At 67.4% G+C, this 26,878-nt stretch carries 25 protein-coding genes, 1 pseudogene and 1 riboswitch; of the genes and pseudogenes, 11 read left to right on the top strand and 15 right to left on the bottom strand.

Features of this window, described 5'->3' with window-relative positions; translation table 11 throughout:
- Positions 1 to 5: 5 nt before the first annotated feature.
- Together ACH438_RS23040 and galK are read right to left on the bottom strand one after the other, a co-directional pair.
- Entirely contained in the window at positions 6 to 1,646 is a 1,641-nt protein-coding gene (locus tag ACH438_RS23040) for a sodium:solute symporter family protein (protein WP_397009146.1), read from the bottom strand.
- Positions 1,647 to 1,908: 262 nt separating this feature from the next.
- Positions 1,909 to 3,033, bottom strand: a complete 1,125-nt coding sequence (gene galK, locus ACH438_RS23035) for a galactokinase (RefSeq protein WP_397008434.1) — start codon at positions 3,031 to 3,033, stop codon at positions 1,909 to 1,911.
- A 273-nt stretch (positions 3,034 to 3,306) separates the two neighbouring features.
- Here galK and ACH438_RS23030 point away from each other — a divergent pair, with 273 nt between their 5' ends.
- Complete coding sequence (locus tag ACH438_RS23030) at positions 3,307 to 4,824, top strand: diguanylate cyclase domain-containing protein (protein WP_397008432.1); 1,518 nt, start codon at positions 3,307 to 3,309, stop codon at positions 4,822 to 4,824.
- 89 nt (positions 4,825 to 4,913) lie between these two features.
- Here the strand turns inward: ACH438_RS23030 and ACH438_RS23025 are convergent, their stop codons facing one another.
- Both ACH438_RS23025 and ACH438_RS23020 read right to left on the bottom strand, forming a co-directional pair.
- Complete coding sequence (locus tag ACH438_RS23025; RefSeq protein ID WP_397008430.1) at positions 4,914 to 5,675, bottom strand: DUF6319 family protein; 762 nt, start codon at positions 5,673 to 5,675, stop codon at positions 4,914 to 4,916.
- Between the two features lie 149 nt (positions 5,676 to 5,824).
- On the bottom strand, positions 5,825 to 6,211 hold the full coding sequence (locus tag ACH438_RS23020) for a hypothetical protein (RefSeq protein ID WP_397008428.1): 387 nt from the start codon (positions 6,209 to 6,211) through the stop codon (positions 5,825 to 5,827).
- Between the two features lie 203 nt (positions 6,212 to 6,414).
- Between ACH438_RS23020 and ACH438_RS23015 the strand changes: the two genes are divergently transcribed.
- Positions 6,415 to 8,388, top strand: a complete 1,974-nt coding sequence (locus ACH438_RS23015) for a molybdopterin-dependent oxidoreductase (protein ID WP_397008426.1) — start codon at positions 6,415 to 6,417, stop codon at positions 8,386 to 8,388.
- Positions 8,389 to 8,394: 6 nt separating this feature from the next.
- Here the strand turns inward: ACH438_RS23015 and ACH438_RS23010 are convergent, their stop codons facing one another.
- Positions 8,395 to 9,339, bottom strand: a complete 945-nt coding sequence (locus ACH438_RS23010; protein WP_397008424.1) for an oxygenase MpaB family protein — start codon at positions 9,337 to 9,339, stop codon at positions 8,395 to 8,397.
- 133 nt (positions 9,340 to 9,472) lie between these two features.
- On the opposite strand from ACH438_RS23010, the gene ACH438_RS23005 reads away from it, so the two are divergent.
- The 4 genes from ACH438_RS23005 to ACH438_RS22990 all read left to right on the top strand — a co-directional run bounded on the left by ACH438_RS23005 (position 9,473) and on the right by ACH438_RS22990 (position 11,989).
- Complete coding sequence (locus ACH438_RS23005) at positions 9,473 to 10,123, top strand: TetR/AcrR family transcriptional regulator (RefSeq protein ID WP_397008422.1); 651 nt, start codon at positions 9,473 to 9,475, stop codon at positions 10,121 to 10,123.
- A 26-nt stretch (positions 10,124 to 10,149) separates the two neighbouring features.
- Positions 10,150 to 10,295: riboswitch (cobalamin riboswitch) on the top strand.
- A 104-nt stretch (positions 10,296 to 10,399) separates the two neighbouring features.
- Complete coding sequence (locus tag ACH438_RS23000; protein ID WP_255664241.1) at positions 10,400 to 10,549, top strand: CbtB-domain containing protein; 150 nt, start codon at positions 10,400 to 10,402, stop codon at positions 10,547 to 10,549.
- 22 nt (positions 10,550 to 10,571) lie between these two features.
- Positions 10,572 to 11,423 (top strand): CbtA family protein, encoded by an 852-nt coding sequence (locus ACH438_RS22995; RefSeq protein ID WP_397008420.1) that lies wholly within the window; start codon positions 10,572 to 10,574, stop codon positions 11,421 to 11,423.
- Complete coding sequence (locus ACH438_RS22990; RefSeq protein ID WP_397008418.1) at positions 11,420 to 11,989, top strand: histidine phosphatase family protein; 570 nt, start codon at positions 11,420 to 11,422, stop codon at positions 11,987 to 11,989. The genes ACH438_RS22995 and ACH438_RS22990 overlap by 4 nt, the downstream gene beginning before the upstream one ends.
- A gap of 1 nt (position 11,990) precedes the next feature.
- Here ACH438_RS22990 and ACH438_RS22985 read toward each other — a convergent pair whose 3' ends face one another.
- Positions 11,991 to 12,872, bottom strand: a complete 882-nt coding sequence (locus tag ACH438_RS22985; RefSeq protein WP_397008416.1) for an alpha/beta fold hydrolase — start codon at positions 12,870 to 12,872, stop codon at positions 11,991 to 11,993.
- A 131-nt stretch (positions 12,873 to 13,003) separates the two neighbouring features.
- Between ACH438_RS22985 and ACH438_RS22980 the strand changes: the two genes are divergently transcribed.
- Positions 13,004 to 13,603: a TetR/AcrR family transcriptional regulator gene (locus tag ACH438_RS22980; RefSeq protein ID WP_397008414.1), complete on the top strand. Its 600-nt coding sequence runs from the start codon at positions 13,004 to 13,006 to the stop codon at positions 13,601 to 13,603.
- On the opposite strand, the gene ACH438_RS22975 is transcribed toward ACH438_RS22980, so the two are convergent.
- The 7 genes and pseudogenes from ACH438_RS22975 to ACH438_RS22945 all read right to left on the bottom strand — a co-directional run bounded on the left by ACH438_RS22975 (position 13,588) and on the right by ACH438_RS22945 (position 20,858).
- Complete coding sequence (locus ACH438_RS22975) at positions 13,588 to 13,917, bottom strand: cupin domain-containing protein (RefSeq protein ID WP_397008412.1); 330 nt, start codon at positions 13,915 to 13,917, stop codon at positions 13,588 to 13,590. The two genes, ACH438_RS22980 and ACH438_RS22975, sit on opposite strands and share 16 nt — an antisense overlap.
- 29 nt (positions 13,918 to 13,946) lie before the next feature.
- Positions 13,947 to 14,492, bottom strand: a complete 546-nt coding sequence (locus ACH438_RS22970; protein ID WP_397008410.1) for a GNAT family N-acetyltransferase — start codon at positions 14,490 to 14,492, stop codon at positions 13,947 to 13,949.
- An 8-nt stretch (positions 14,493 to 14,500) separates the two neighbouring features.
- Entirely contained in the window at positions 14,501 to 14,986 is a 486-nt protein-coding gene (locus ACH438_RS22965; RefSeq protein WP_397008408.1) for a hypothetical protein, read from the bottom strand.
- A gap of 680 nt (positions 14,987 to 15,666) precedes the next feature.
- Positions 15,667 to 16,404 (bottom strand): annotated as a pseudogene (locus tag ACH438_RS22960) (GTP-binding protein); the annotation flags it as partial.
- Positions 16,405 to 16,583: 179 nt separating this feature from the next.
- Positions 16,584 to 17,477 carry an SGNH/GDSL hydrolase family protein gene (locus ACH438_RS22955; protein ID WP_397008406.1) on the bottom strand — a complete coding sequence of 298 codons (894 nt, stop codon included), beginning with the start codon at positions 17,475 to 17,477 and terminating at the stop codon, positions 16,584 to 16,586.
- A gap of 113 nt (positions 17,478 to 17,590) precedes the next feature.
- Positions 17,591 to 20,077 (bottom strand): MFS transporter, encoded by a 2,487-nt coding sequence (locus tag ACH438_RS22950; protein WP_397008404.1) that lies wholly within the window; start codon positions 20,075 to 20,077, stop codon positions 17,591 to 17,593.
- 121 nt (positions 20,078 to 20,198) lie between these two features.
- Positions 20,199 to 20,858: a phosphate signaling complex PhoU family protein gene (locus ACH438_RS22945; RefSeq protein WP_397008402.1), complete on the bottom strand. Its 660-nt coding sequence runs from the start codon at positions 20,856 to 20,858 to the stop codon at positions 20,199 to 20,201.
- Positions 20,859 to 21,030: 172 nt separating this feature from the next.
- Between ACH438_RS22945 and ACH438_RS22940 the strand changes: the two genes are divergently transcribed.
- Positions 21,031 to 22,242 carry an AI-2E family transporter gene (locus tag ACH438_RS22940; RefSeq protein WP_397008400.1) on the top strand — a complete coding sequence of 404 codons (1,212 nt, stop codon included), beginning with the start codon at positions 21,031 to 21,033 and terminating at the stop codon, positions 22,240 to 22,242.
- Between the two features lie 6 nt (positions 22,243 to 22,248).
- Here ACH438_RS22940 and ACH438_RS22935 read toward each other — a convergent pair whose 3' ends face one another.
- A complete protein-coding gene (locus ACH438_RS22935) occupies positions 22,249 to 23,124 on the bottom strand; it encodes a DMT family transporter (protein ID WP_397008398.1) in 876 nt (291 codons plus the stop codon).
- Between the two features lie 208 nt (positions 23,125 to 23,332).
- Between ACH438_RS22935 and ACH438_RS22930 the strand changes: the two genes are divergently transcribed.
- The 3 genes from ACH438_RS22930 (at position 23,333) to ACH438_RS22920 (ending at position 26,541) form a co-directional block, all read left to right on the top strand.
- Entirely contained in the window at positions 23,333 to 24,205 is an 873-nt protein-coding gene (locus ACH438_RS22930; RefSeq protein ID WP_397008396.1) for a hypothetical protein, read from the top strand.
- Between the two features lie 70 nt (positions 24,206 to 24,275).
- The gene (locus tag ACH438_RS22925; protein WP_397008394.1) at positions 24,276 to 24,890 is read left to right on the top strand and encodes a TetR/AcrR family transcriptional regulator; all 615 of its coding nucleotides are present in this window, start codon (positions 24,276 to 24,278) and stop codon (positions 24,888 to 24,890) included.
- Between the two features lie 55 nt (positions 24,891 to 24,945).
- Positions 24,946 to 26,541 carry an FAD-dependent monooxygenase gene (locus ACH438_RS22920; protein WP_397008392.1) on the top strand — a complete coding sequence of 532 codons (1,596 nt, stop codon included), beginning with the start codon at positions 24,946 to 24,948 and terminating at the stop codon, positions 26,539 to 26,541.
- On the opposite strand, the gene ACH438_RS22915 is transcribed toward ACH438_RS22920, so the two are convergent.
- Positions 26,481 to 26,837, bottom strand: coding sequence for an immunity 51 family protein (locus ACH438_RS22915; RefSeq protein ID WP_397008390.1), 357 nt, complete (start codon positions 26,835 to 26,837; stop codon positions 26,481 to 26,483). The two genes, ACH438_RS22920 and ACH438_RS22915, sit on opposite strands and share 61 nt — an antisense overlap.
- Positions 26,838 to 26,878 lie beyond the last annotated feature (41 nt).

Here is a 26,878-nt window from a genome sequence, read left to right as displayed (position 1 = left end):
CTTTCCTATCCGACGAAGACGTCGAGTGCGATGACGAGGCCCAGCGCGATGGCGGCGAGCAGCCCCGGCCGCTGGTACCAGGGCAGGATCTCCGCATCGGGTTCGGTGCGCAGTTCCCGGGGCGTCTCGGAGTAGACCAGGCCCACCAGTTCGGCGGCGGGCCTGGGCAGCGTGTACGCGCTGACCCCGATGCTGACGGCGATGTCGACCGCGAAGGCGACGCCGGCCGCCACGAAACTCGTGCCCTGGCCGGACAATTCGAAGACGTTCAGTTTGCTCAGCACGAAGATGATGATGGCGGCGAGGGTGCCGCAGACCAGCCCGATCCAGCCCGCGGACGGCGTCATGCGTTTCCAGAACATGCCGAGGATGAAGGTCGCGAACAGCGGCGCGTTGAAGAAGCTGAACAGGGTTTGCAGGTAGTCCATCATGTTGGCGAAATTGCCTGCGATGAAGGCGGTTCCGATGGCGGCCACGGTCGCGCCGACGGTCGCGAGCCGGCCGACCGTGAGGTAGTAGTGATCCTCGCGGTCCTTGACCGCGTACGTCTGCCACAGGTCGTAGCTGAAAACCGTATTGAAGGCCGAGATGTTCGCGGCCATGCCCGCCATGAAGGCGGCCAGCAGTCCGGCCAGCCCGACGCCGAGCAGGCCGTTGGGCAGGATGTCCTTCATGAGGTAGAGCAGCGCCTGGTTGTAGTTGACATCCCCTTTGTAGTTCGGGTCAGCGCTGACCCGGTCCTTGAAGTCGGCGATCTGCGGCACCAGGACCGCGCTGATCATGCCGGGGATGACGACGATGAACGGGATGAACATCTTCGGGAAGGCGCCGATGATCGGGGTCCGCTGGGCGGCGGAAATGGAGTTGGTGGCCATGGCGCGCTGCACCTCGACGAAATTGGTTGTCCAGTAACCGAAGGACAGCACGAAGCCCAGGCCGAACACGATGCCGATCACCGAGAGCACGCTGTTGCCGAAGCCGGTCAGTTCGGTGCCCGGCCAGGCATGCAGCTGGTCCACGCCGCCGGAGCCTTCGATCACCCGCACCCGCAGGCCCTCCCACCCGCCGACCTTGTGCAGGCCGACCAGGGTCAGCGGCAGCAGCGCGGCGACGATGACGAAGAACTGCAGCACCTCGTTGTAGATGGCCGCGGACAGGCCGCCGAGCGTCAGATAGAACAGCACGATGAGGGCGGCCACGGTGATGGACAGCCACAGTGGCCAGCCCAGCAGCGCATCCAGAATCGATCCGAGCAGGTACAGGTTCACGCCCGCGATGAGCACCTGTGCGATGGCGAAACTGACGGCGTTCACCAGGTGCGCGCCGGGACCGAAGCGGCGCAGCATGAATTCGGGCACGCTGCGCACCTTGGAGCCGTAATAGAACGGCATCATGACGATGCCGAGGAACAGCATGGCCGGGACCGCGCCGATCCAGTAGTAGTGCATGGTCGGCATGCCGTACTGGGCGCCGTTGGCGGACATGCCCATGATCTCGACGGCGCCGAGATTGGCGGAGATGAAGGCCAGACCGGTCACCCAGGCGGGCAGCGAGCGACCGGAGAGGAAGAAGTCCAGGCTCGACGACACCCGCCGACGGGCCATCAGCCCGATGCCCAGCACGACGGCGAAATACAGTGCGACCATCGCGTAGTCGACGGGATCGGCCTGCAGTCGCAGTGACTGCCCCGCGGCCGACACCGACGCGAGGCTGGTCGCGGCGGACAGCGGCAGGCTGGCGGCGAACGGCATACGGCACTCCTGTCGAGACGATCACGAGATGACGCGGGCACGCTTGCGAGCGGCAATGCTAGTCGCGTGCACCCCGCAGTCCGGGGAGTTCGGGGGCAATGCCGTTGCGTGTGTCTGCCAGGACCGTTGCGGGTGTCCGCAATGCCGTTGCGGGTAGCTAGGTAGTCGTGGCGGGGAGGCGGTGGGCGCCGGCCGCGGGGGTCACCGAGAAGGTGCGCGGGGCATCGAAGCCATTGTCGGCGAAGGCTTTTCGCACGGAATCGATGATCGTTTGCGCGTGCTCGCGGTCGGTCAGGGCGATGACGCTGCCACCGAATCCGCCGCCGACCATGCGCGCACCGTGGGCTCCGGCGGCGACCGCGGTGTCGACGGCGGTGTCCAGGGCGGGTGCGGAGACCTCGAAATCGTCGCGGAGCGAGGCGTGCCCGGTGGTGAGGGTCGGGCCGATGACGCGCGGATCCGCTCCGGCCCGCAGTTTCTCGACGACCCGCAGCACCCGGGCGTCCTCGGTGACGACGTGCCGGGCACGGCGGCGCAGCACCGGATCGCTCAGCTGCTCGACCTGCGCGGGGTCGCGCACATCGCGCAGGAAGGGCACGCCGAGTTCCGCGGCCGCGGCGGCGCATTCGGCGCGGCGGCGCGAGTATTCGCCGTCCACCAGGTGATGCGGGCTGCCGGTGTCGAAAACCAGCAGTTCCAGGCCGAATCGGTCGAGGTCGAACGGAATCTGCTGGGACTCACCGCTGCGCACGTCGAGGAAGAGCACATGCCCTTCGGTGCAGAGCATGGACGCGGATTGATCGAGTACGCCGGTGGGCACGCCCACGTAGACGTTCTCCGCGGTGCGCGCGATATCGATGATCTCGGCGCTGGTCACGCTGGGCGCGAACAGGTCCCGCAGGGCGATGGCCACCGAGCAGGACAGCGCGGCGGAGGAGGACAGGCCCGCGCCGATGGGCACGGTGCCGTCGAGATCCAGGTCGATGCCGTGCATCTCGTGGCCGCGGCGCACGAATTCGCGGATGACGCCGAGCGGATAGTGCGCCCAGGTAGGCATTTCCGACCAGCCGGCGACGCCGAGGTCGATGGTGGTGGTCTCGACCGAATCGCAGGGCGCCTGCCGGGATCGCACCCGCACGGTGCCGTCGGCGCGGGTGGTCGCGGTGCAGGTCACGCCCAGTGGAAGGGCCAGCGGCAGCACGTATCCCTCGTTGTAATCGGTGTGCTCACCGATGAGATTGACCCGTCCCGGTGCGAGCCAGCGCCCCGCTGTGGTGTCCACTCCTGCTCCTGTCCAAGAGTCGTGCAGGCCGTTCGGTTCGATTTCGCAGGGAGCATAGCGAGTCTCGCACCTCGTGATCCTGCGGGTTCGACGAACTCCGCTACGGAGAGCGACATTTCGTGCCATGATCGATCCGGTTGCCCAATTCCCCGACGGCAGCGCCGCTCCACCCGTGGATAATCCGCTTCCGGCTGGGACCTATGCTCGTACAGCAACACTCGGTTCATGATCGGCGGTGTCTTTTTCGAGTACTGCTCGAACTAAGGGGGGCTGGTGGGATCAGACACAGAACCGGCCGTGGGGTCCGGTCGGCGATTCCGGATCTGCTGGCGCACCCTGCTGTTCGGATGTGGGGTCTCGATTCTCATTCTGCCGCTCGTCGTGAACTCCCGGCTGCTGGCACTGGTGACACTGTACGGTTCCGTCGGCATCTGCCTGGTGATGATCGGCATGGGTGTGCGCAAGTATCGGCCGCGCCATCCACTTCCCTGGTATCTGCTGTCCGCGTCGGCGGTGCAGTTCATGATCGGGACGACGCTGCGGACCTTCGCCCAGCACCGTAATCCGTTCGACGATCTGTTCACCCTCGGCGGGTACTGCTGTATCGGCGCGGCGGCGGTGCTGTGGTTGCGGCCGCGGCACAACAGCACCGATCACGATCTGCTGCTCGATTCCGGGCTGATCGGGCTGGGCGCGCTGCTGCTGTCCTGGACCTTCCTCATCTCACCGGTGCTGCATCACGCGCACGGCGCGGATTTCACCACGGTCACCGCGGTCGCGGATCCGGTCGTGGACGCGCTGCTGCTCACCGTGATCGTGCATTCGATGATCACCTCCGGGCGGTCGGAAACCTCGGTGCGGCTGGTGAATCTGGCCATGCTGGTGATTCTGGTGGGGGATCTCGCCTACAATCTGGAGGCCGCCGGTTCCGCGGCGCTGGGGCGCCAGATCCAGCTCATGCCACTGCAATTGGGCTATACGCTGATCGGCGCGGCGGCACTGCATCCGAGCATGGTGGTACTGGGCGGGCGGCGGGACATCCATTCGCATCGATCGCGGCAGCGGGCCAGCATCATCGCCATTGTCATGATCGTGGCCTCGCTGGTGCCGATCGTCGGCTCGCGGCTGGATCTCATGGACCGGGTGGTCGTGTCCTCCTTGTTCGCACTGTTACTAGCCGGAGTGCTGCTACGCAGCGAGCGCGCCATCGAACGCAGCGCCCGCAGCGAGCGGCGCGCGCAGTACCAGGCCGATCACGACATGCTGACCGGACTCCTGAACCGCGCCGCCCTGCTGCGGGCGCTGCATCGTAATCGGGAGCGGTGGGGTGGGCAGCCGCTGGCCTTGCTGTTCATCGATCTGGACGGTTTCAAGCGGGTCAACGACAACTACGGGCATGCGGTCGGTGACGAATTGATCGCCAATGCGGCGGCGCGCATCCGGCGCATGATCCGCCGCGACGATGCCGCGGCGCGGTACGGCGGCGACGAATTCGTCGTGCTCGCACCATTGGCCCGCAAACAAGCGCAGCTCCTGGCGGAACGCCTGCTCGCCACGCTCGGAGAACCGTTCGAGTTGAGTGCGGCCGAGGTGCGCATCGCGGCCAGTATCGGAATCTCTTGCAGCGGGCCGCGTGGCACCGACACCACCGTGTACGAGCTACTGCGCGAGGCGGATTCGGCCATGTACCGCGCGAAGGAGTACTCGCTCGGCTACGTCTTCCACGACGATCTGCAACGCGCGCATCCGGAGTCGGGCCCGCGCGCCTGGCGCCGCGAATCCGCGGTCTGAGCAAGCTGAACGAACGGCACTGCCGAACGAACGGCCCTGCGGCGGAATCGCTTCCACCGCAGGGCCGTCATGTCCGGGACGGCGGGATCTCAGCCTGCGAGATCGTCGAGTAGCCGACGGGCATTCTCCAGTTCGGCCTGCAGGGCCTCGACCTTGGCGCGCTGGCTGGCGCGCACGGCGTCCAGCACCGAGTCGACGACCTCGGCGGCCTCCGGGTGCAGCAGCTTCGCGGCCTGCGAGACGGACGAACCCGGTACGGAGATACCGCGGATGGTGCGCTTCTTGCCATTGACGACGTCGAGGGTCCATTCCCCGTCGGCGGTGCCGCTGAGCGTGATCGTCACCTCCGCGGCCTTGGGCGCCCGCGCGGCGGCGGCATTGCGCGCCGGACGGGAGGCCTTGGCGGCCTTGGCCTCGGAGCCGTCCGCCGCGGTTGCGGCGGGTTGTGCTGCCTCGGGCTTCTTCTCGGGCTCGGGGGCGGGTGCCGCCGGAGCCGGTGGGGTGGCGGGTGCGCTCGGCGCGCCGGCCGGCGCGGGGGAAGACATCGTCATGGTGGAGTCCTTCCTGGTAGCCGTTTTCGGTTTCGCGGCCGCGGTCTGCCGGGCCGGCTTGGTCAAGGTCACCTCGGTCGGGCCGAATGACAGCACGTCCTTCGAACCGGTCGGCTTCACCTGCAGAAAATCTCCCTCGGACGGATCACCGAGTGAGATCACCTTGCCGGAACGGCCTTCCGGTACACCGACCGCCGCAGCCGTGAACCACACCATGGGTGGCCGGCCCGCGTCGATGTCGCTGGCGATCTGCCGAATCTCGGTATCCGACAAGGGCTGTGGCTTGGTACGAGTCGACATGGGACACTCCGGGCGGACGGGGCGGACAGCTGCGTGCACAGAGCATGCCCCATGGCACCGACAAATACTGGCCCACCGAGCATGGCCGGCGGTCCGATCGTAGGCGGTGACCCCGGTCCGCGCGCAAGTTTGCTGCCGCAAGGCCCCTGTCAGAGTTGTTCGACCCCGTGCAGTTCGCACCGCACCGACTGCGGGCGGTCCACCGGATTCAGCTTGGTCTCGGTGGTGAAGTCCTGGGTCGTGCCCGGCGGCACCACCAACTCGGTGCTGGTGCGTTCCAGCACGGCCGATTCCGGCGTCACGAAGCTGATGACCACGCGATAGGTGTGCTCGACGGCGTCCCGGTTGCTCACCACGCCGGTCGCCTCCCAGCCCGCCGCGGTACCGGAACATTCGGTCACGAAGGCGCTGCGCTGCATCTCGGCCGCTTCGGTGGCGGTGATCTCGGACTTCGAATCGGCCGCCGAGGAACAGCCCGTGAGCAGCGCCGCGCATCCGGACACCAGACCGACGAGCCTCAGGCAAGGGGCGATCATCAATCTCCCTTTCGACCACGCAATTCCGCCCCCGGGACTACTGTTGCCGCTGCTCAGCCACATCGTGTGGCTAATTGGCCGCGCGCACAGAGTAACGGAGGATTTCCGCGTGTCGTTCACAAACGGCGCGCGTGTCGTTCTTCTCGGCCTGCGTTTCAGATCCGGCGGGCGAATTGTCGGTGCCGTTCCCTACCATCGAGTGGGTGAAGGTACTGGGAGCCTGCCCGCTGGACTGCCCCGATGCGTGCTCCTGGGTGGTCACCGTGGAGGACGGCAAGGCCGTCGGCCTGCGCGGGAACAAGGAGCACCCGGTCACGCGCGGCGCCCTGTGCGTCAAGGTGAACCGGTATCTGGAACAACTGCATTCGACGGAACGCATCCAGTACCCCTTGCGCCGCGTCGGCCCCAAGGGTTCCGGGCAGTTCGAGCGCATCTCCTGGGACGAGGCGCTCGGCGAGATCGCCACCCGCCTCACCGGCATCATCGACGAGTACGGCGGCGAGGCGATCTGGCCGTTCCACGGCACCGGCAGCCTCGGCTACATCCAAGGGCTGGAAGGCTTCTCGGGCCGCCGCTTCTTCAATGCGCTCGGCGCGTCCCTGCACGACCCCACCATCTGCTCCATCGCGGGCAGCACCGGACTGAAGTACACGCTCGGCACCTCCGGCGGTATGGACCCGGAGGATCTCGCGAAATCGAAGCTGATCCTGTTGTGGGGCACCAATCCGCTCACCTCCGGGCATCACGGCTGGAAGTTCGTCCAGGACAGTGACGCCTACACGGTGGCCATCGACCCGGTGCGCTCCCGCACGGCCGAGCGCTGCGACGAGCACCTCGCTCCGCTGCCGGGCACGGATGCGGCGCTGGCCCTCGGGCTCATGCATGTCGTGCTCTCACTCGGCGCGGAGGACACCGCCTATCTGGCCGAGCACACCGAGGGCTGGCCCGAATTCCGCGGCCGCATCGAGGAGTTCACGCCCGAGCGGGTCGCCGGCATCACCGGGCTGCCGGTGGAACGCATCGTCGCGCTGGGTGAACGCATTGCCCGCACCCGGCCCACCGCCATCCGCGCCTCACAGGGCATGCAGCGGCATGCGGGCGGCGGCATGGCACTGCGCACGCTGGCCTGCCTGCCGGGCGTCACCGGTGACTGGGCGATTCCGGGTGGCGGCCTGCACTATTCGACCAGCGGGCACTTCCAGCTGAACCTGCCCGAGCTGGTGCGCTTCGATCTACTGCCGCATCCGGTGCGGACGCTGTCGATGACGCGCCTGGCCGAGGCCCTGCTCGAAACGGACGATCCGCCGGTCAAGGCGCTGTTCGTGATCGCCGCGAATCCGGTGGGCTCGAATCCGCAGCAGGCCAGGGTGATCGAGGGGCTGCGGCGCGAGGATCTGTTCACCGTTGTGCTGGAACACTTCCCGACCGATACCGTGGACTACGCCGATATCGTGCTCCCGGCCACCATGCAGCCCGAGCATCTGGATGTGATCGCCGCCTACGGGAACATGTACCTGGTCTGGAACGAGCCCGCGGTGCCGCCGCCCGGCGAATGCCTGTCCACCACCGAGACTTTCCGGCGGCTGGCCGAGCGCATGGGCCTGACCGAGCCCGCGCTGTTCGACTCCGACGAGGACCTGGCCCGGCAACTGCTGAAGGGCTACGACGTGGAACGCCTGCGGGCCGACGGCTTCCTGAAGGTCCCGGTCAAATCGGTCCCCGTGGGCAAACTGCAGTTCATCTCGCGCCGCGCCGCGCAGGCCGGGCACGATCCGCTGGCGGGCTACAACCCGCCCGCCGATCCGGGCGACGGCCTGGTCCTGATCTCGGCCGCGTCGCACTACTTCCTGAACACGACCTTCGGTTCCAACCCCGAACTACGCCGCCGCGCAGGCGATCCGCGCGTCACCCTGCACCCGGACGACGCGGCGGCGCGCGGCATCGGCGAGGGCGACCCGATCACCGTCTCGAACGAGCGCGGCTCCTTCACCGCCGTCGCCGAGATCTCCGATGTGGTGCGCCCCGGTGTGGCCGCGACCCCGAAGGGCCGCTGGGCCAAGCTATCCGGCGGCGCCACCGTGAATGCCACCATCGCCGAACGGGATTCGGACCTCGGCGGCGGCGCCGTCTTCCACGACAACCGCGTCCGGATCACCCGGACACCGGCCGCCAACTGACCCCGCTCAGCTGGCGGCCTGGACCGAGCGCCGATTCTTGGTGCCGTACAGGGCTCGCCCCTGCGTGGGAGTGACGGTTTCGAGCAGCGCCGGGGGCTCGTTCTTCAGGTGCTGCTGCAGGATCTTCCCGGCCATCGGGGCGATGATCGGCGCGGCCATGATCAGGCCACGCTTGTTGAACAGCGTGAACAGCCAGACCAGGATGCGACCGGCCGGGCGGACCAGCAGGTCGACAATGCCCGGGCGGTCGAAGTGACCGAGCTTGCGCATCCATTTCGGCAGCGTCGCAATGGAAGCGAAGGAGAGGATGCGGGCGCCGAGGGCATAGGTGATGCCCGCGCCGTGCTTCGGGGAGGTGAACAGCATCTGCCGCATGCCCGCTTCGGCGCGCTCCGAGGTGCACAGGCGCGCACGGACATTCGCGTAGTACTCGCGCACGCCCTCGCGGGTGAGCGGCACCTCCTCCGGCTTGCAGGTCTGCAGCTCGGCGGCGATGCGGCACTCCTGCCAGTAGCGCGCCTCCTCCTCCGGGGTCAGGCCCGGCCCGAACATCTCGTAGGCCTTGAGCACCGACTGCCAGCCGGTGATGTGGATCCAGAGCTGGGTCTCCGGGCTGTTGGCGCTGTAGCGCTGGCCGCTGATGGGTTCGATGCCGGTGGACTTGGCATGAATCGACATCAGGTGCTCGGAGGCTTCGATCGCCGTCTTGCTGTCGCCGATCGCGACGATCAGGAAGTACGCGAAGGTCATGTCCAGCCGGTCGCGGGGATCGGTGTGGATCTTGCCGGTGTCGGCGACCGCGGCGGTCAGGAACGGGTCGAAGAACTCCAGAGCGACCGCGCGCTGGAAGCCGATCACGGCGGTGGGTGAGGTCCAGACCTTCCAACTCGGCGAATCCGGGCCGAAGAAGCCCAGATCGGTGCGTCGAAGCGTGGTCGGATCGAAGCTCATGTGCGCTCCTTCAGCGGGCTGCCCTGCGAATACAACGCAACCGTAGCAATTACTGCGGACTAATACAACGGTGCCGTAGGATTTGTTCGGACAGGATCCCGGCCGCGCCGTCGCGAATGACAGAATGAGGTCGATGAAGGTGAGCAAACCCGGCACCGACCGGCCACGCAGGCGCTACGCCCCACGCCTGCCACCCGAGCAACGCCGGGCACAATTGCTCGACGCCGCCTTCACCGTGCTGGAACGCGCGGAACTGCACGAACTCAGCATGGAAGCCGTCGCCGCCGAGGCCGGCGTCGGCAAGCCCGTGCTCTACACCGTCTTCAAGACCCGGGCCGAACTGGTCGAAGCCCTGCTCGAACGCGAACGCGAACGCGCCCTCGACCAGGTCGCCGACACCCTCCCCACCGATCTCCTCGGCGCCGACCCCGTGGTCGCCGCCTCCGCGACGGTGAAGGCCTTCGTCGATGTGGCACTACGTGATCCGACGCGCTGGCGCCTCATCCTCGCCGGCCCCGGCAGCGCACCCGACGAATACCGCGAGGCCATCCGCAGCTCCCGCGCCGGCGTCTTCGACCAGGCCGAGGCCCTGGTCCGCATGGGCCTGATCGCCGACCCGCGCTGGTCCGCCATGGATTCCGCCCTCCTCACCAACTCCCTGCTCACCATCGCCGAGATGCTCGGCCGCCTGGCCGTCAGCGATCCGGACACCTACCCCCGCGACCGCATCGAGGGTTTCGTACAGTCCATCGTCCAGTTGCTGATCGGCCGGCCGGCGAACTAGCACACTCCCGTTTCCCACCAGATGGGTGATCGTTTGACCTTGTGGCCAGGCATTTCGTATGGTCATGTGATCGGCGATTCGTTGGAATCCGGTGCAAATCCGGAACGGTCGCGCCACTGTGAGCATCTCGGTAGATGCGAGTCAGACACCGGGCCGCCGTGTTTCATACCGGCTGGGGGACGCGAAATCCCCTGTAAGCAAGGAGTTCTCGTGGCCACGTCCTATGCACCACGTTCCAGCCTCGGCACCGGCGCGCTGTCCCTGCCCACCACGGCCATGTGGCTGATCGGCACCACCGTGCTGGCATTGCTCGCCATCTACTTCATCGGCATCGATCAGGGCGCCGTCTCGGTGTTCGGCAGTGACATGCACGTGCACGAGTTCGTCCACGACGGACGCCATTTCCTCGGATTCCCCTGCCACTAGTCACGGGAATCGAGTACCCACAATGGAAAAACGGATCATCGGCCGGGGCGTCCTGCTGGGCGCGCTCGGCGGACTCTTCGCGTTCCTTTTCGCCCGGATCATGGCCGAGCCCATCATCGATCGGGCCATCGACTACGAATCCGGCCGCGACGACGCCCAGATGGCGCTGGACAAGGCGGCCGGGCTGCCCATGCCCGATATGGGACCCGACATCTTCACCCGCACCCAGCAGCAGAACATCGGCCTCGGGTTCGGCGTGATCGTGTTCGGCATGGCCATGGGCGCGCTGTTCGCGGTCGTCTACTACCTGGCCATGACCCGCTCGGGCAAGACCACGCCGCGCAATCTGGCACTGCTGGTGGCGGGCGGCATGTTCCTGGCGTTCTACGCGGTGCCGTTCCTGAAGTACCCGGCCAACCCGCCGTCGATCGGACATCCGGACACCATCAAGGAACGCACCGGGCTGTACGTGCTCATGATCGTGATCAGCACGGTGGCGCTCTTCGCGGCCCTCTGGCTGGGGCGCAGACTGGCCGCGCGGCTGGGCAATTGGACCGCGACCATTGCCGCGGGACTGTCCTTCGTGGTGGTCATGAGCATCGTGATGCTGGTACTGCCGTCGCTGGGGCATCTGTCCGCGAACAAGTCGTTCGGCGACTTCGACACGGAAACGCCGCAGCCGCTGAAGGATGCGGCGGGGACCATCGTCTACCCGGGCTTCCCGGCGGACGATCTGTTCCACTTCCGGTTGTACTCGTTCATCGCGCAGGCGATCCTCTGGGTCGTGATCGGCGTCGGATTCGCCTGGCTCGCACCGCGATTGCTCGGTGAGCGCGCCGCCGGCACCCCGGAACCGTCGACCGCGGCGGCATGAGCGCGGTCACCCGCCTCACCCTGGTGACGCATGCGATCACCGATGCCGTGCAGGCCGCCCGCTTCCCGGCCGATGAACCGCTGAACCCGCTCGGGTCGCGGTCGGCCGAGCAGGCGGGCGGGCTGTCCGGCGCGACCGCCGGCGCGTTCTGCGCGCCGGAGGCCCGCACCGCGCAGACCGCCGGGGCGCTCGGGCTCTCCGGGACCACCGAGGAAGCCTTGCGCGACTTGGATTGCGGCAGCTGGGCGGGACAGTCGATGGAGGCCATCGCACCGGATCAGCTGATGGCCTGGCTCACCGATCCCACGTATCGCGGACACGGCGGTGAGGCCATCACCGATCTCGTCGAACGGGTTCGCTTGTGGCTCAACGGCGTAGCGGGACTGGGTGATCGCGTGGTCGCGATCACCCATCCGGCGATCGTGCGTGCGGCGATTCTCTGCACCCTGCAGGCTCCCCCGGAATCCTTCTGGCGCATCGACATTCCGCCACTGACCGCCACCACGCTGCATCACCGGCAGCCCGCCTGGACGCTGCGGTCCACCGCGCACGCGCTGACCGACTGAATCAGGCCCGGACCTGGTCGTGGGCGGCGACGAAGTTCAGGAAGCGCGGGATCGCCCGGTCCGGATTCGCCCACAGCACATCGTGTCCGATGCCGGGGTAGATCTCGATATCCACGGCCGGGATGTGCTTTCGGATCTTGTCCGGCACCACCGTGAGGTCATTGGCCACGGTTTCGGCGCCGAAGAGCACCAGCATGGGCGCGGTGACGGCGGCCAATTGATCGTCGGTGAGCGGCTTCTCCCACGGCATGCCCGGCCGGAACTTCAAGCAGGCCATGACCATTTCGAGCTCCTGATCGCTGAGTTCGATGCTGGGGTTCAGCCATTTGTTGAACTTCAGCATGCCGTCCCGGGTCGGCCGGAGACCCGCGACGAGGAATTTGAGCAGCAGGCTCCACCGCGGTTTGGCGAAGGTGCCACCACCCGGTTCGAACATGGTCAGGCTCGCCAGCCGCTCCGGATACGTCGCCGCGGTCATGACCGAGATCCAGGAGCCGACCGAGTTCCCGGCCAGGTGGACACGCTCGAGGCCGAGCCCGTCCAGCACTTCGACCAGCCATTTCGCCACATCCAGCCCGTCACGCAGCGGCGCCGACTGCTCGCAACGCCCCGGCCAGCCCATGACATCGGGCGTGTAGACTACGCGGTCGCGGGCCAGGTCTTCGATGAATCGCAGCCAGATCTGGCCATTGCCGGGCATACCCGGCAGCAGCAGGATCGGCGCGCCCTCCCCCGATCCCGATTTACGCACCGGCGTTGTCCCGTAAGAGGTTTCGACGACCATCCGGGTGGACGGGATCGGCCATTCCGCCGCCGCGCCGTCGTAGAGGCGCAGGAAGGTTTCCTTCGCTTCGTCACTGGTGAATCGCCCGATCTTCGGCATGGGCCTCCCCTTCATCAGTTTTTACGGTATGTCCGTATCACGTATCGCGGTACGAACATATCACGTATGCGGTACGCACGTACCATCTACGCTGAAGCGTTCACGAAACGAAGGGAAAGGCGGCAATACCCGTGCCGAAGCTGGTCGATCACGAAGTGCGGCGACGCGAGATCACCACCGCCGTGCGCCGCGTCATCGTCGGCGGCGGGCTGGAGGCCGTCACCTTTCAGACGGTGGCCGCCGAGGCCGGGATCTCGGTTCGGCTGGTGCAGTACTACTTCGGCACGAAGAAGGAGTTCCTGCTCGCCACGCACCGCTCGGTCATGGATGACGCGGGGGTGCGCTTCCTGCAGCGCTGGACCTCGCTCGGCGAGAATCCCGAGCCCCGCGCGGCCATCCGCGCGGTGCTGGCCGAAGTGCTTCCCCTCGACGACCAGCGCACCGAGGAAGCGATCGTGCTCGGCGCGTTCAATACCGCGGCCATCGCCGGACTGGGAATCACGTCCGAGGAAACCCTCGCGGCCCCACGCGCTCTCGTCATGCTGGTGGCACAGCAATTGCAGCGGGCCCCCGAAGCCACCGTGACGCCGGACCTCGATGCGGAACTCATCGGCGCGGCCGTCGGCGGGATAGCCCAGGGCACGCTCGCCGGCTACTGCACGCGTGAGGGGGCGGTCGAATTGCTCGACCACCTCCTCGACCGTGTCATGGGGACTCAGCCCTCCGGGTAGAACAGGAAAAGCGTGCAGCCCGTGGCGGATTGAGGAATGTGCGAGGACCCCGCCGGGGCGTGGATGAAGGAGCCGGCGGGGTAGTCGCGGAAGCCGTCGTTGAAGGTGCCGGAGACCACGAAGACCTCTTCGGGCCCGGGTTCGTGGAGGTCGACGCCCTGCCAGACCGTCTCGGGATCCATTTCCAGCAGGTACGCCTTGGCCCCGTTGTCGCCGGCCCACAGGGGCCGGGCGCGGACGCCGGGAAACAGCTCCCGCACCGGAGCGGTTGCCGAGTCGGTCCAGGTATAGCCGGGGAATTCGGTGATCTCCATACCCGGCGCAACCCCGCGGACCGCTCGGGCTATTCCGTGACCGGGCGGTCCAGGCGGAAGAAATGACTGCGCCGGGTGGTGCCGTCCCGGCGGATCAGCGTGTCCTGGCGGACACCGAGATCCGTGGCCCCGAGCTTCCGGATGGCCGCGGCCGAACGAGCATTGCGCTCATCGGTCCGGAGCTGCACCCACTGCACCCCGTGCGCGAACAGCTCACGCAGGAGGACCTCCTTCACCCGCCCGTTGACACCGGTCCCCCACACCGCCGGATCGAACTGCGTGGCACCGATTTCCACGCCGTCGGGGGCGGATCGGTCGTACATGATCGACGTAGTGCCGATGACGCGCTCGCCACTGCGGACGGTGAACGTCAGCCGCTGCAGATCACCCAGTTTGGCCCGTATCCCCGCATCCAGTTCCCCTGCATCGCGGGGAATCTCGCGCGGAATGTGTTCCCACACGCGCTCGTCGTGGATCGCCTCGAACAGTCCCTGCGCATCGGCGGGGCTGTACTCGCGCAGGGACACCTCGCCGTCCTCGAGACGGGCCGCGGGTATGGAGATAGGCCAGATCACAAGCGACATCATGGCACCCGGGCGCCGATCGGGCGGTAGCCGGAGAGTTCGGACTGCCAGCCACCCTCGCCATGGGTGAGGTTCGTCAGCTGCTGCTGGGCGGCGTGGACGTGCCGTACGGGAATGGTGCCGAGAATCAGGCAGACGGCGGAGTCCGTGGTGGTGTTCCGGATATCGGCGCCGAGCGCGGCCAGGGCGACGGTGACCTCAGCGAGTGCCGCTGTGGGCGTGGAGATTTCGAATTCGTGGCAGGGTTCGAGCAGCAGGGTTCCGGCCGCGCGCAGGGCGCGGTCGAGCACCAGCGGGGTGAGCGTGCGGAAGTCCGCCGCCGTGCTGAGCGGTCCGACGAAACCGCTATGGGTGAGAGTGACGACACAGTCGGTGATCTCCCAGCCGCGCGGTCCGTGCCGGAGCCGGGCGCGGACCGACTGCTCGATGGCGTCGTGGAAGGCGCGCGGCAGAGCGCCGAGCTCGGTCTCGTAGCGGAAGCGCACGCCAGAACCGGCGGGCAGCGGTTCGACGCGCAGGCCGATGGTGGCCCAGAAACCGTTCGGACTCGGGGCCCGGAGCCCATTTCCTCTACGGCAGTGCCGGTTCCGCTGACGCGTTCGAGGCAGATCGGTTCACTGTCCCGGAATTCGGCGTCGATGCCGAACTCCTCGCCGAGGGTGGCGGCGATGATCTGCTTCTGTACCTCGCCGTAGAGCAGGATCGAGGTGGCGCCGTCCGGTTCGGTGCGCACGTGCAGGAGCGGGTCCTGCTCGGTCAGCAGTTGCAGCGCTCGGTGCAGATCGGCGGCGGGCCCGGTGCGGGCCCGGACCTCGGTGCGCAGGATGGGTGGCGAAAAATGTTCGGGTGCAGTGGAATCGGTGCCGGCGAGACGATCGCCGACCCGGATGTCCGCGGGCCCGGTGATCGTGCCGATATTGCCGGCGGTCAACTCCTTGGCCTCGGGGCTGCCGATGACGCGCAGCGAAGTGATCCGCCCTCGGTAGCGGTTCAATGTCCCGTCATGCCCGCGACGCTCCAGCGCCACTTGCCCGCGCACGGCCAGACTCCCCGAAAACAGCCGCAGATAAGCCGTTTTCGTCCCGGACGCCGAGCGTTCGAGCGCGAATACGGTGCCGTGCGGCGATTCCGGATCGGCGCCGTCCGGATCCGGGGGCCGCAGTTCGGTGATGCCGTCCAGCAGTGCGGCAATTCCCTCTCCGGAACGAGCCGATCCGAAGTAGACCGGCCACAGCTGCGCGTTCGCGGTCTGCTCGGCCGGCATGCGCGTGAGTTCGTCATCGGTGAGCGGAGGTCCGTCCACCACCCGGCTCAGCACCCGGTCGTCGATTTCGGCGAGCCGTTCGGCGATCGCGTCGCCGAAGCCCGGGGTGCGCACGGTCCGCGGAACAGCCTGCGCCGCAGCCGTTCCGATCCCGTGCACGTCGGTCATGGCGAGCACGTGCGGGGTGAGCCGGCGCCGGATACCGGCGAGCAGCTCCTCGGTGCGCGCACCCCGCCGATCGATCTTGTTGACGAAGATCAGGGTCGGCACCCGCAGCGCGCGCAGGGTGCGCGACAGCAGCCGGGTGTGTGGTTGCACGCCTTCGACGGCCGATACCACCAGCACGGCGGCATCGAGCACGCCGAGCGCGCGTTCGACCTCGGCCACGAAATCGGCGTGGCCGGGCGTATCGATGACATTGACCTGCCGGCCACGATGCGTGAACGACACCACGGCCGAGCGCACGGTGATGCCGCGCCGTCGTTCGATGGCCGAGGTGTCGGTGCGGGTGGTGCCGGCGTCGACGCTGCCGAGCGTGCGAATCACGCCGGTATCGAACAGCAGTCGCTCGGTCAGGCTGGTCTTACCTGCGTCGACATGGGCGAGAATCCCGATATTGAGGGTGCGGGGAGGGTGCATGGATGCCGAAGTCCTCGAAAGTCACAGTCCGGTGGGAGGGCTGGGGTGTTTCGACGAATCGGCGCATCGCAACTCCTGTTCGGCATCGGCACGGTCCCCGGCAGCATGGATTCCCTACCGCCGGGGACGCAACCGAATTTCCGGCCGCGCGCTACTGCACCGAATTTCCGCGCTCCGCGCTATCGCGGCGAGTTGATGGCCTCGAGCAGGCGGCGGGCCTGGTAGTCGGCGCCGAGCTGGTTCGGGTGGAAGGGGACGGCGAGGCCGACCGGGTCGCCGGAGTACGGGACCAGGCCCTCCACCCAGCGGGTGCCGACCGGTTTGCAGGCGTCGTGGCCGGCGCTGCCGTCGTAGGTGTCGACCAGCTGGATGCCGGCGCGGGCGGCGACGCGGGTGAGCATGTGGTCGATCTCGAGGAGCTTCTGCCCGAGCCAGATCGCGTCGGCGTCGGAGATGGGGATCTGCGGGAAGCAGCCGCCGTCGGTGCCGATGCCCTCGAAGTAGTCGAGCAGCAGGATGCGGGCGCGCGGCGCGCGTTCGCGAATGCCGGCGATGGTGGCGGCGACCCTGGGTGCGGCGGCGGCGATCTTCTGCGACATGAGGTCGACGCCGTTGACGACGTTCTTCTCCAGGCAGGGGCTGACGGCCGGGTCGACGGTGAGGCAGTCGGTGACGGTAGCGGCGAGATCGGCGTCGTTGCCGCCGATTCCGAGGGTGACCAGATCGGTGGTCTCGGTGAGCCGGTCGAACTGCGGCGGATTCACGCCGACCGGGCTGGACTGCGGGTTCAGCATGTTCACGGTGGTGGCGCCGCCGCAGGTGGCGTCGCGGAAGACCGGGACGGCCAGGGCCTTCGCGATCTGCTTGGCGTAGTCGTGGGTGCTCTGCACGCAGCCGAACGGGGTGGAGGCCGTGGTGATCTGGCTGAGGGTGGCGTCGGCGGCCCACGAATCGCCGAGGGCGACATACTCGTTCACCGTGGGCGGGGTGTCGGCCGCATCGGCCTGAGCGGCTCCGGCGGGTACGGCCGCGACCAGGGCGGCGGCGGTCAAGAGTGCGCGTGCGATCTTCATGCGTGGTCTCCCCGGGATCGGCCCGGCATTCCGCGCCGGGCCGTGTTCAGCGCCGAAAACCTAACAGGTACTAGGTGAATTCGCGCGCCGAACCGGGAAATAGCTACCGACCGTTAACTTTGCTCGGCCGACGCCAGGCCCTGGATCGATTCGGCCCGCTCGTAACCGAGCAGCACATCGTGCGCGACCTCGCCGTCGGCCACCGACACCCGGCTGAAGACCGGCGGATAACCGCGCGCCATGATCGTGTACCTGCCCTCGACCAGATCGGGCACGCTGTAGCGGCCCGCATGATCGGTGCGGGTGGTGGCGACCAGATCGCCGCCCTCGTCCAGCACCGTGATCTGGGCGTCCGGGATGGCGAGCCCGTCCTCGTTGCAGGCCACCCCGGCCAGCACCGCGCGCTGGCTCAATTCGATGTCGTGGCGCAGCATTCCGCTGTCCGGCACGGTGAGGGTGACGGCGCTCGGCCGCATGTGCGCGGCGGTCGCGACCAGGGTGTAGGTGCCCGCGAGCACGCCGCGGCAGGAGAACGCGCCGTCGGCCGTGGTGACCGCCGACCCGACCACATCGCCGTAGGCATCGGTCAGGGTGACCGTCGCATCCGCCAGCGGCGCACCGCGTCCCGCCGAACGCACCACGCCCGAGACCTCACCGGAACCGGACAGCGCGACATCCAGCTCCTGCGGGCGGCGGCCGACCGCGAGGCTGACGGCTGCGGGCTGATAGCCGTGCGCCGACACGATGAGCACGTACCCGCCCGCGCGCGGCACTCCGATGATGTAGCCGCCATCGGGTTCGGCGATCGCGCGCGAAACCTGGCGTCCGCGTTGATCGATGAGGGTCAGCACCGCATCGGGCACCGACTGGCCGTCCTCACGGTGAATGAGACCGGACACGAACAATCCCGGCGGCTCGATGATCCGCAGCTCCTCGGCCTCCTCGACAGGTTCCGGCTCGTACTCCGGCTCCGGTTCGGCCTCCTCGAACACCTCTTCGGCGACGGGCGGCGGACCGTCCTGCAGCGGAATCTCTTTCATGAACATGAGCACCACGGCGGCCAGCACCGACACCGCCGCGGCCACCGCGAACACGATGCTCATGGAATGGGTGAAACCGGTCAGGATGGGTTCGCGCAGCTGCTCGGGGAGCGAGGAGATCACGCTGGTATTGCTCTGGATCAGGCCCAGCTGCGCGGGCGAGAGACCCGGCGGGAGGTGCCCGCCGAACGCGTCGAGGATCTTGTGCGGCAGCAGGTTGAACAGAATGGTCAGGAAGACCGCGACGCCGAGCGTGCCGCCCATCTGCCGGAAGAAGGTCGCCGCCGCGGTGGACACGCCCATATCGGCGCGCGGTCCGGCGTTCTGCGCCGCGATGATCAGCGTCTGCATGCAGCCGCCGAGCCCGAAACCGATGACGCCGCAGTACAACAGCGGCTGCCACAGCGGAGTCTCCAAGTGCACCAGCGCGAACAGCAGGGCGCCCGCGGCGATGATGGCCGAGCCCAGCACCGGGAATATCTTGTACCGCCCGGTGGACTTGGTGATCCAGCCCGCCAGTTGCGCGCCGACCATGATGCCCAGCACCAGCGGCAGCATGAAAAGCCCGGCCTTGGTGGGTGAATACCCGCGGATCACCTGGAAGTACAGCGGCACCAGCACGATTGCGCCGAACATGGCGACGCCGACGATGAAGCCGCCCAGAATCGAGATGCTGAAGGTGCCACTCCGGAACAGCCGCAGCGGAATCAGCGCGGAGTCCTTCATGAGGAACTCGACAATGAGGAACAGCACCATTCCAGCCGCGGCAATGCCGTAACAGAGCAGGGCGCGATGCGACTGCCAGCCCCATTCCCGGCCCTGCTGGGCAATGACGAGCAGGGGCACGGTGGCAATGGTGAGCGCGAGCGCGCCGGGCCAATCGGTGCGGTGCGGTTGTCTTTCGAAGGGCACGTTCAGGACTCGCGCCACCACGATCAGCGCGAGCACGCCGATGGGCACGTTCACCAGGAATACCCAGCGCCAGCCCGCCAGGTGGAAGATGTGGTCGGCATTGGAGAAGAAGCCGCCCAGCACCGGCCCGAGCACCGTGGCAATGCCGAACACCATCATGAAATAGCCCTGGTATCTGACTCTTTCACGGGGCGGCACGATATCGCCGATGATGGTGAAGGCCAGCGACATGAGCCCGCCCGCGCCGATGCCCTGGAAGGCACGGAATCCCGCGAGCTGATACATAGAGGTGGCGAAGGTGCAGGCCACCGAGCCGATCACGAAGATGCCGATGGCAATGAGATAAAAGGGTTTTCGGCCGTAGATATCGGCGAGCTTGCCGTACAGCGGCGTGCTGATGGTGGCGGTGATCAGATACGCCGTGGTGGCCCAGGCCTGTTTGTCGAAGCCGTGCAGGCTGTTGGCGATTCGCACGATCGCCACGCTCACGATGTTCTGATCCAGTGCGGCCAGGAATACGCCGAGCAGTAGACCGGACAGCACCGTCATGATCTGCCGGTGCGACAGTGTCGTTTCCGTCGCGGGCGCCGGCGCGGGTGGTACCCGCACCGGTTGAGCGATCGGCGCGCGAGTGGTGGTATTCGTCATGTTTGGGGCCCTTGTCGGAATTCGGCTGTCCGTAGGTGCGGTGCTACTCGAAAAGACCTCGCCATGAAGCAATTCGGGCAGCTTACCCCCGCCTATCGGGGACCCCTGCAGCAGGTGGTGGTTACGCCTCCACTTGTGCGTAGAGCGGAATACCGGTGTGGAAGAAGCGAATGAGCCGGCCGATCCGCACGCAATGATCGGCACAGCGTTCGTAGTGATGCGCGAGCAGTGCGATATCGATGGCCATGGCGGGCCCGTGATCCCAGCCGTCGTCGGCCGCGATCTCCAGCAATTGCACCCGCAGCCGGTCCAGATTCTCGTCGCGCGGGATCAGCACCCGGTCGCGCGGCGGATTCTGTGCCGCAATGACTCTCACCGAATGGTCGACCAGATGTATCACGGCTTCCGCGATCTCCGACAGCAGCGCGATGACGTGCTGCGGCGCAACCGGATTCGGGTACCGGCGTACCACCACATCGGCGACGCGGCTGAGCGCGCCGCTCACCGCGAGCAGATCGTCGGCAATCTGCATGGCGGTGACCACGTGCCGTAGGTCCCGGGCCACCGGCGCTTCCAGGGCGAGCAGAATGACCGAGCGGTCCTCGCACTTGGCGTGCTCGACCTGAACCTGCTCCTCGAGCGCGAACACCTCGTAGGCAGCAGTGAGATCGGCGCCTGTCAGCGCCGCCGCTCCGCGCTCGGCCGCCTCCTGCGTCAGGCGCGCCATATGCGCCAACTCATCGGTCAACGCCATGAGCTCGATGGAGAATTTCGTCCGCACTCGCATATCTTGGCCGCCCGCCCGCATACCTGCACAATATCGTGGCAAAACCATTCGGCCCGAAAGCCTCTCGGTTATTTTCGGTAAATACAAACCAACCGGCACGATAATTGCGGTGTAGCGCCCGGTGCGTCGCCCCGGCAAACACTTCGCGGTAACCCACACTGGGGCGGTGGCAGACTCCGAATCCCCTGCCGAGCAGCCCGGGCAGCAGCCGGACAAGAGCGGCGCGACCACCGCCGATACCGCGCCATCCGATAGCGGGACCAGCACGCCGGGTAATCACATGCCCGCGTGGCTGCCGCGCGCCATGGTGCTGGCACTCGCCCTGGTCGGCGTGTTCGAGCTGGCCAATTGGGCCGCATCGCGCCTGATCGGCATCGCCGTCATGATGACCGTCGCCTTCTTCGTCTCCCTCGCCATGGAGCCGGCCGTCGACGCATTGGCCGCAAGGGGACTGAACCGCGGACTCGCCGTCACCTTCGTCTTCGTACTCGTGTTCGCCTGCACGGCAGGGTTCATCGCGACCCTCGGCGTACTGCTCGTGGAGACCGTGTCCAATGTGGTCGGCGAACTCCCCCGGCTGCTGGACGAGCTCATCAACTGGATCAACCACACCTTCCACAAGGACCTCACCCTGGATCAGCTGCGCGACAGGCTGTTCAAGGATTCCGACATCATCAACTCGTACGCCGGGAAGGCCGCCGGCAATGTGTGGGGACTGTCCAGCACCGTGCTCGGCGGGCTCGCCAAGTTCGTCACCATCGCGCTGTTCAGCGTGTACATGACCGCCGACGGGCCGAAACTGCGGCGCGCCCTGTGCTCGGTGCTGCCGCCCGCCAAACAGGGCGCGGTGCTGCACGCCTGGGACCTGGCCATCGAGAAGACCGGCGGCTACCTGTACTCACGGGCGCTGCTGGCGGTCATCTCCTCCGTCGCGCACTGGGCTTTCCTTGCGCTGCTGGGCATTCCGAACGCACTCGCGCTGGGCGTCTGGTTCGGCGTCGTTGCGAGCTTCGTGCCGACGATCGGAACCTATATCGCCGGGATCCTGCCGATCCTGGTGGCGCTCACCGTCCGGCCCCTCGACGCGGTCTGGATCATCATCTTCGTGGTGCTCTACCAATGGATCCAGGACTACGTCCTGCAACCGCGCATCACCGCCCGCACCGTCGACGTGAACCCCGCGGTGGCACTGCTTTCCGTCATCGTGGGCGGTGCGCTGCTCGGCGCGGTGGGCGCGCTGCTGGCCATCCCCGCCACCGCCACCGTGCAGGCCTTCCTCGGCGAGTACGTGAAGCGGTACCGGGTGGCCGAGGACCCGCGCATCGAACGCGCGGGAACCCGCAAGAAGGACAAGAAGACTCCCGCCGCGAAGTCTTGATCCGGCTCAGGCCGGGGCGGGCTCCTTCACCTCCGGCTTTGCCCGCACGGTGCCCAGGATCGAGCCCAGAATGACCAGCGGGAAGCCGATCGCCATGCCCGCGCTCAACGGCTCGCGCAGCAGTGTGACGCCGATCAGCAGCGCCACAGCGGGATTGATGTAGGTGAACACGGTGGCGCGGGACGGCCCGACCTCGGCGATGAGCGCGAAGAACACCACGAACGCCAGCGCCGTGCACACCAGGCCGAGACCCACCACCGACCAGGTCGGCGCGGCCGGATAGTGAGCCGGCATGCGCCACAGCGTGAACGGCGCGTAGATGACGGCCGCGAAGATGAGCGAGGCGGCCGCCACCCCGATGGGCGGTAGGTCACCCAGCTTGCGGCCGATCAGGATCGCGCCCACGGCGTACCCGAGCACACTGACGCCGATGGCCGCCAGGGCGCCCAGATCCGACATGTCGATGTCCAGGCCGACCAGTGCCGCCACCCCGCCGAAACCCACCAGCAGGCCGATGACCCGGCGCCGATCCAGGCGCTCGTGCCCCAGCCGGGTGACGATGAGGATGGTGACCAGCGGCACCGCCGCGATGAGCAGGCCGACGGTGGAACTCGTCAGCTTGGTCTCCGCATGCCCGATGAGCAGCCACGGACCCGTGACCTCGACGAGGGTGTAGAGCAGCACCCACCGCCAGCGGCGCAGCGCGGGCAGCAGGCCCTTGGTGTACAAGGCGATCGGCAACAGCACCAGCGCCCCGAGGAAGGTACGGCCGAAGGCCACCACCACCGGATCGAAATCCCGGACCGCGACCCGGATCATGGCGTACGGGATACCCCAGATGACGCCCATGGCCAGGAACAACAGCCAGCCACGCTTACTCACAGCCCACCCCCGATCGTTCCGGGTAATTCATCCCAGCATTCCTTCCGACGCTTCGGAGGATAAGCCACGCCACCGACACCACGGCATGGGCAAAAACGGACAGAACTGCCCGGTCGGGCATCCGAACCCCGCGCGTCCCCGAAGAACTGTCCGACGCCCCGGAGCAGCCGTCCGAGGCGTTCGATCGACCCGATGAAGGAGACAGTCCTTGCGCGAGTTGCGTATTCACGCCTGCGCCCTGCTGGCCGCGGTCCTGCTCCCGCTCTGCGCCGCCCCGGCGGCGGCCGCACCCGTATCGGCGGCGGGCACCCTCGAACCCGCGATCGACTGCGCGACGGGGCCCGACCGGCCGAATCCGGTTGTGCTGCTGGGCGGTTTCGGCGGGGTCGGGGATATCGGTGCGACGCTGGACAAACAGCTGGCCGGGATCACCACGGGTATTCGCGCGGCGGGCGGGTGCCCGCTCATCTTCGGATACGGGATCATCGGGCCGGTGCATGCCGCGGCGCCCGTCCCGGAGTCGGCGCGGCAGGTCGAGGAATTCGTCGACAAGGTGCTGGCCACCACCGGAGCGGACCGGGTCGATATCGTCGCGCATTCCTCGGGCGCGCTGGTGGCCGACTATTACGTCAAACTCCTGCACGGGGATTCGCATGTGCGGCGCATGGTGCAGCTCGCACCGGTCACCCGCGGTACCACCGGGGCGACGCTGGTCGCGGGGCTGGACATCCCCGGCGTGCCCGGCGGTCCGGCGGAGCTCATCCAGGAGGTGGCGAACCCATTGCGCGACACGGTTTTCGCGGGGCTGCGGGGCGCGCTGGACTGCCTGGCCGGATCGGAGGTGACGCGCGAGGTGCTCGCGGGCGGGGTCACGCGGCCCGGCGTGCGGTACGCGGTGCTCGCGGCCCGGGGCGATCAGGTGCTCACACCGCCCGGGACGGCGTCGTTCATCGAGGAGCCGGGCGTGGTGAACGAGTTCTTCGAGGACAGGTATCCGGGGGCTGGGGTAGCGGGTCATGCCACGCTGCCGATGCAACCTGATGCCGCTCACTGGGTGCTCGAACAGCTGTTTTCCGAATAACTTTCCCGTCGGGCAATTTTTCCCACCGAGAAACCTTGCCCGCCGGGCACGTTCTACGCATACTCGAGTCATGCCGGACGAACAGTCGCTCAGCCTCCGCGAACGCAAGAAGCTCGACACCCGTCGCGCCCTCAGCGACGCGGCACTGGACCTGATGTTCGAACGCGGGCTGGAAAACGTGGTCCGCGAGGACATCGCGGCCCGCGCCGGCGTCTCGGTCCGCACCTTCAACAACTACTTCTCCAGCAAGTACGAGGCCCTCGCCTACCGGCAACTGGAGCGCTTCCGCACCAGCAGCCGGCTACTGCGCGAACGACCGGCCGGTGAACCACTCTGGACGGCACTCACCGCAGCCGTTCTCCAGCCCCTCGAAGACGAGGGTGCGGACAGATCGTTGCCGACCCCGGGACAGCTCGCCGAGGTACGTAAACTCCTTGCCTCACAGGACATTCCAATCCTGCTCCTGCGCGGCGTCATCGACGAGATGATCGCCGCCATCGCCGAACGCACCGGCACCGACCCCGAACACGACCTGTATCCACGGCTGGTGGCGGGAGCGGTCGTCTCCGCCTTCCAGGCCGCCGTCGACACCTATGTCCGGACGGAGCCGGCCACCACGGTCGTCTCCCTGCTCCGCGCAGCCCTGAACGCCCTGGCAGCCGGGCTGCCCGACCCCTCGGCATAGCACCGAAGCTACTGCCGTCACCGAATGACCCTCGCTCCCGAGAGGTGTATCCGCCATGCCCGAAAACATCCATGACGTAGTCATTTCCGGCGCCGGCCCCAATGGGCTCATGCTCGCCTGCGAACTGCGACTGGCCGGAATCCGGCCGGTGGTGCTGGAGGCTCTCCCGGAACCGAGCCGCCGGCCCAAGGCCAACGGCCTCCTCGGCGAGGTGGTCCGGCTGCTCGACATGCGCGGTCTCTACACCGAACTCACCGGGAACACCGGCGCGCCGGAACCCATACCCCTGTACATCTTCGGCGCACTGCCGCTGAAACTCACCGCTGTGCACCCGAATCCGATTCGCATGCTGCCCATTCCGCAACCCGATCTGGTGCGGCGCATGGTGCGGCACGCGACGGATCTCGGAGTCGAGATCCGATGGGGCAATGCCCTCACCGATTTCCGGCACACTCCCGACGGCGTGACCATCGAAGTGACAGGACCCGACGGGCCGTACGCTCTGGATGCCCGCTACCTGGTCGGCGCGGACGGCGGAAAGAGCGTGGTCCGCAAGCAAACCGGGATCGACTTCCCCGGCTACACCAGTACCGCGCACATCGTCCGGGTCGGACACGCCGAGATCCCCGACCACCTGCGCACTCCCGAAGGCGGCATCGATATCCCCGGAGCCGGACGGTTCCCCCTGGGGCATACCCGGCTCGAGAACGGCCTGTTCGTCTATGCCGCAATCCATCCCGGGCAACCGCCCCTGATCGGCGCCGGCGAGCACGACGGCGGCGACGCCATCGACGAGGACGCTCCGATGACCTTCGACGAACTGCGCGCGGCCGTCGAGCGGGTGCTCGGCATCCCGCTTCCGATGGAACCGCCCGTCGGCTCGGGCCCGTTCACCCTGCGCCGCACCGTCGGCCAGAACACCCGGGTGGCAGAGCACTATCGCTCGGGCAATGTGCTGCTGCTCGGCGATGCCGCACACGTGCACTCCGCCATGGGCGGACCCGGACTCAATCTAGGCCTGCAGGACGCGGTCAACCTCGGCTGGAAACTCGCCGCGACCCTGAACGGCTGGGCGCCCGAAGGACTGCTCGACACCTACGAATCCGAACGGCACGCTCTGGCCGAGCGGGTCGTCATGCATTCACTCAGTCAGTCGGCACTGGTCGGCCCGGGTCCGGAAATCACCGCGCTGCGAGCGCTTTTCGGCGAACTCCTCGAGCTCCCGGCCGTCCAGTCCCACATCGCCAACCTGATGGCCGGCTCGGACACCCGCTACGACATCGGCGACAGCCATCCCCTGTCGGGTCACCTGATGCCGGAGCTGTCCGCCGGAATCGACGGCCGCACAGTGCGTATCACCGAGCTCATGCACGAGGCGCGCCCGCTGCTCCTCGACTACGGCATGAACCCGGAGATCGCCGAGATCGCCGCGGGCTGGTCGGATCGGGTCCGCCTGGTCACGGCGACCTCCTCCACTCCCCCGGCGGCCGCCCTGCTGATCCGGCCCGACGGCTATATCGCCTGGGCCGCAGACGATTTCACCGAAACCACCGGGAGCGGCCTGCACGCGGCCCTGACGCGCTGGTTCGGTCAGTCGAACCATTCGGGATCACCGGCGGCGATGAGCCTGCGCAGCACCGTCGGATCCTGAATCGCCTCCTGCAAGACGATCCCGAGCCGCCGTAGCGCTTCCGCGTCCTCCCCGTAGGCGACGAACGTTCCGGCCTCGGGATCGAACTTCACCGCCTCGGCGGTCCCGGGACCTTCCGTGCTCACCGCTGCCCGGGCCACGCCCGCCCATCCGTAACCATTACCGTCATAACCGAATTCGGCGAAGACGGGCTCGGTCGCGAGCATGTGGTTGTCCGAGAGCAGCAGACAGAAGTGTCCGGGCTTGTGGTCGTATTCGAAGAACACCAATGGGGCGAAGGTCTCGCTATCGGTCACAAACCGAACTTACAAGCCGGCACCGACAGGCCGCGGCGAAG

This window comes from Nocardia sp. NPDC020380 (assembly GCF_044386975.1).
Classification (GTDB): domain Bacteria; phylum Actinomycetota; class Actinomycetes; order Mycobacteriales; family Mycobacteriaceae; genus Nocardia.
Note: the sequence above shows the minus strand (reverse complement) of the source record. Positions and strands in the feature narration are given on the sequence as shown.

What these genes read in the sequence shown, in the direction of transcription:
- ACH438_RS23040 (WP_397009146.1), bottom strand. Translation starts at nt 1,646, where the DNA reads ATGGTCGCACTGTATTTCGCCGTCGTGCTGGGCATCGGGCTGATGGCC.
- ACH438_RS23025 (WP_397008430.1), bottom strand. Translation starts at nt 5,675, where the DNA reads ATGTCGACTCGTACCAAGCCACAGCCCTTGTCGGATACCGAGATTCGG.
- ACH438_RS23020 (WP_397008428.1), bottom strand. Translation starts at nt 6,211, where the DNA reads ATGATCGCCCCTTGCCTGAGGCTCGTCGGTCTGGTGTCCGGATGCGCG.
- ACH438_RS23010 (WP_397008424.1), bottom strand. Translation starts at nt 9,339, where the DNA reads ATGAGCTTCGATCCGACCACGCTTCGACGCACCGATCTGGGCTTCTTC.
- ACH438_RS23005 (WP_397008422.1), top strand. Translation starts at nt 9,473, where the DNA reads ATGAAGGTGAGCAAACCCGGCACCGACCGGCCACGCAGGCGCTACGCC.
- ACH438_RS23000 (WP_255664241.1), top strand. Translation starts at nt 10,400, where the DNA reads ATGTGGCTGATCGGCACCACCGTGCTGGCATTGCTCGCCATCTACTTC.
- ACH438_RS22995 (WP_397008420.1), top strand. Translation starts at nt 10,572, where the DNA reads ATGGAAAAACGGATCATCGGCCGGGGCGTCCTGCTGGGCGCGCTCGGC.
- ACH438_RS22990 (WP_397008418.1), top strand. Translation starts at nt 11,420, where the DNA reads ATGAGCGCGGTCACCCGCCTCACCCTGGTGACGCATGCGATCACCGAT.
- ACH438_RS22985 (WP_397008416.1), bottom strand. Translation starts at nt 12,872, where the DNA reads ATGCCGAAGATCGGGCGATTCACCAGTGACGAAGCGAAGGAAACCTTC.
- ACH438_RS22975 (WP_397008412.1), bottom strand. Translation starts at nt 13,917, where the DNA reads ATGGAGATCACCGAATTCCCCGGCTATACCTGGACCGACTCGGCAACC.
- ACH438_RS22955 (WP_397008406.1), bottom strand. Translation starts at nt 17,477, where the DNA reads ATGAAGATCGCACGCGCACTCTTGACCGCCGCCGCCCTGGTCGCGGCC.
- ACH438_RS22950 (WP_397008404.1), bottom strand. Translation starts at nt 20,077, where the DNA reads ATGACGAATACCACCACTCGCGCGCCGATCGCTCAACCGGTGCGGGTA.
- ACH438_RS22925 (WP_397008394.1), top strand. Translation starts at nt 24,276, where the DNA reads ATGCCGGACGAACAGTCGCTCAGCCTCCGCGAACGCAAGAAGCTCGAC.
- ACH438_RS22920 (WP_397008392.1), top strand. Translation starts at nt 24,946, where the DNA reads ATGCCCGAAAACATCCATGACGTAGTCATTTCCGGCGCCGGCCCCAAT.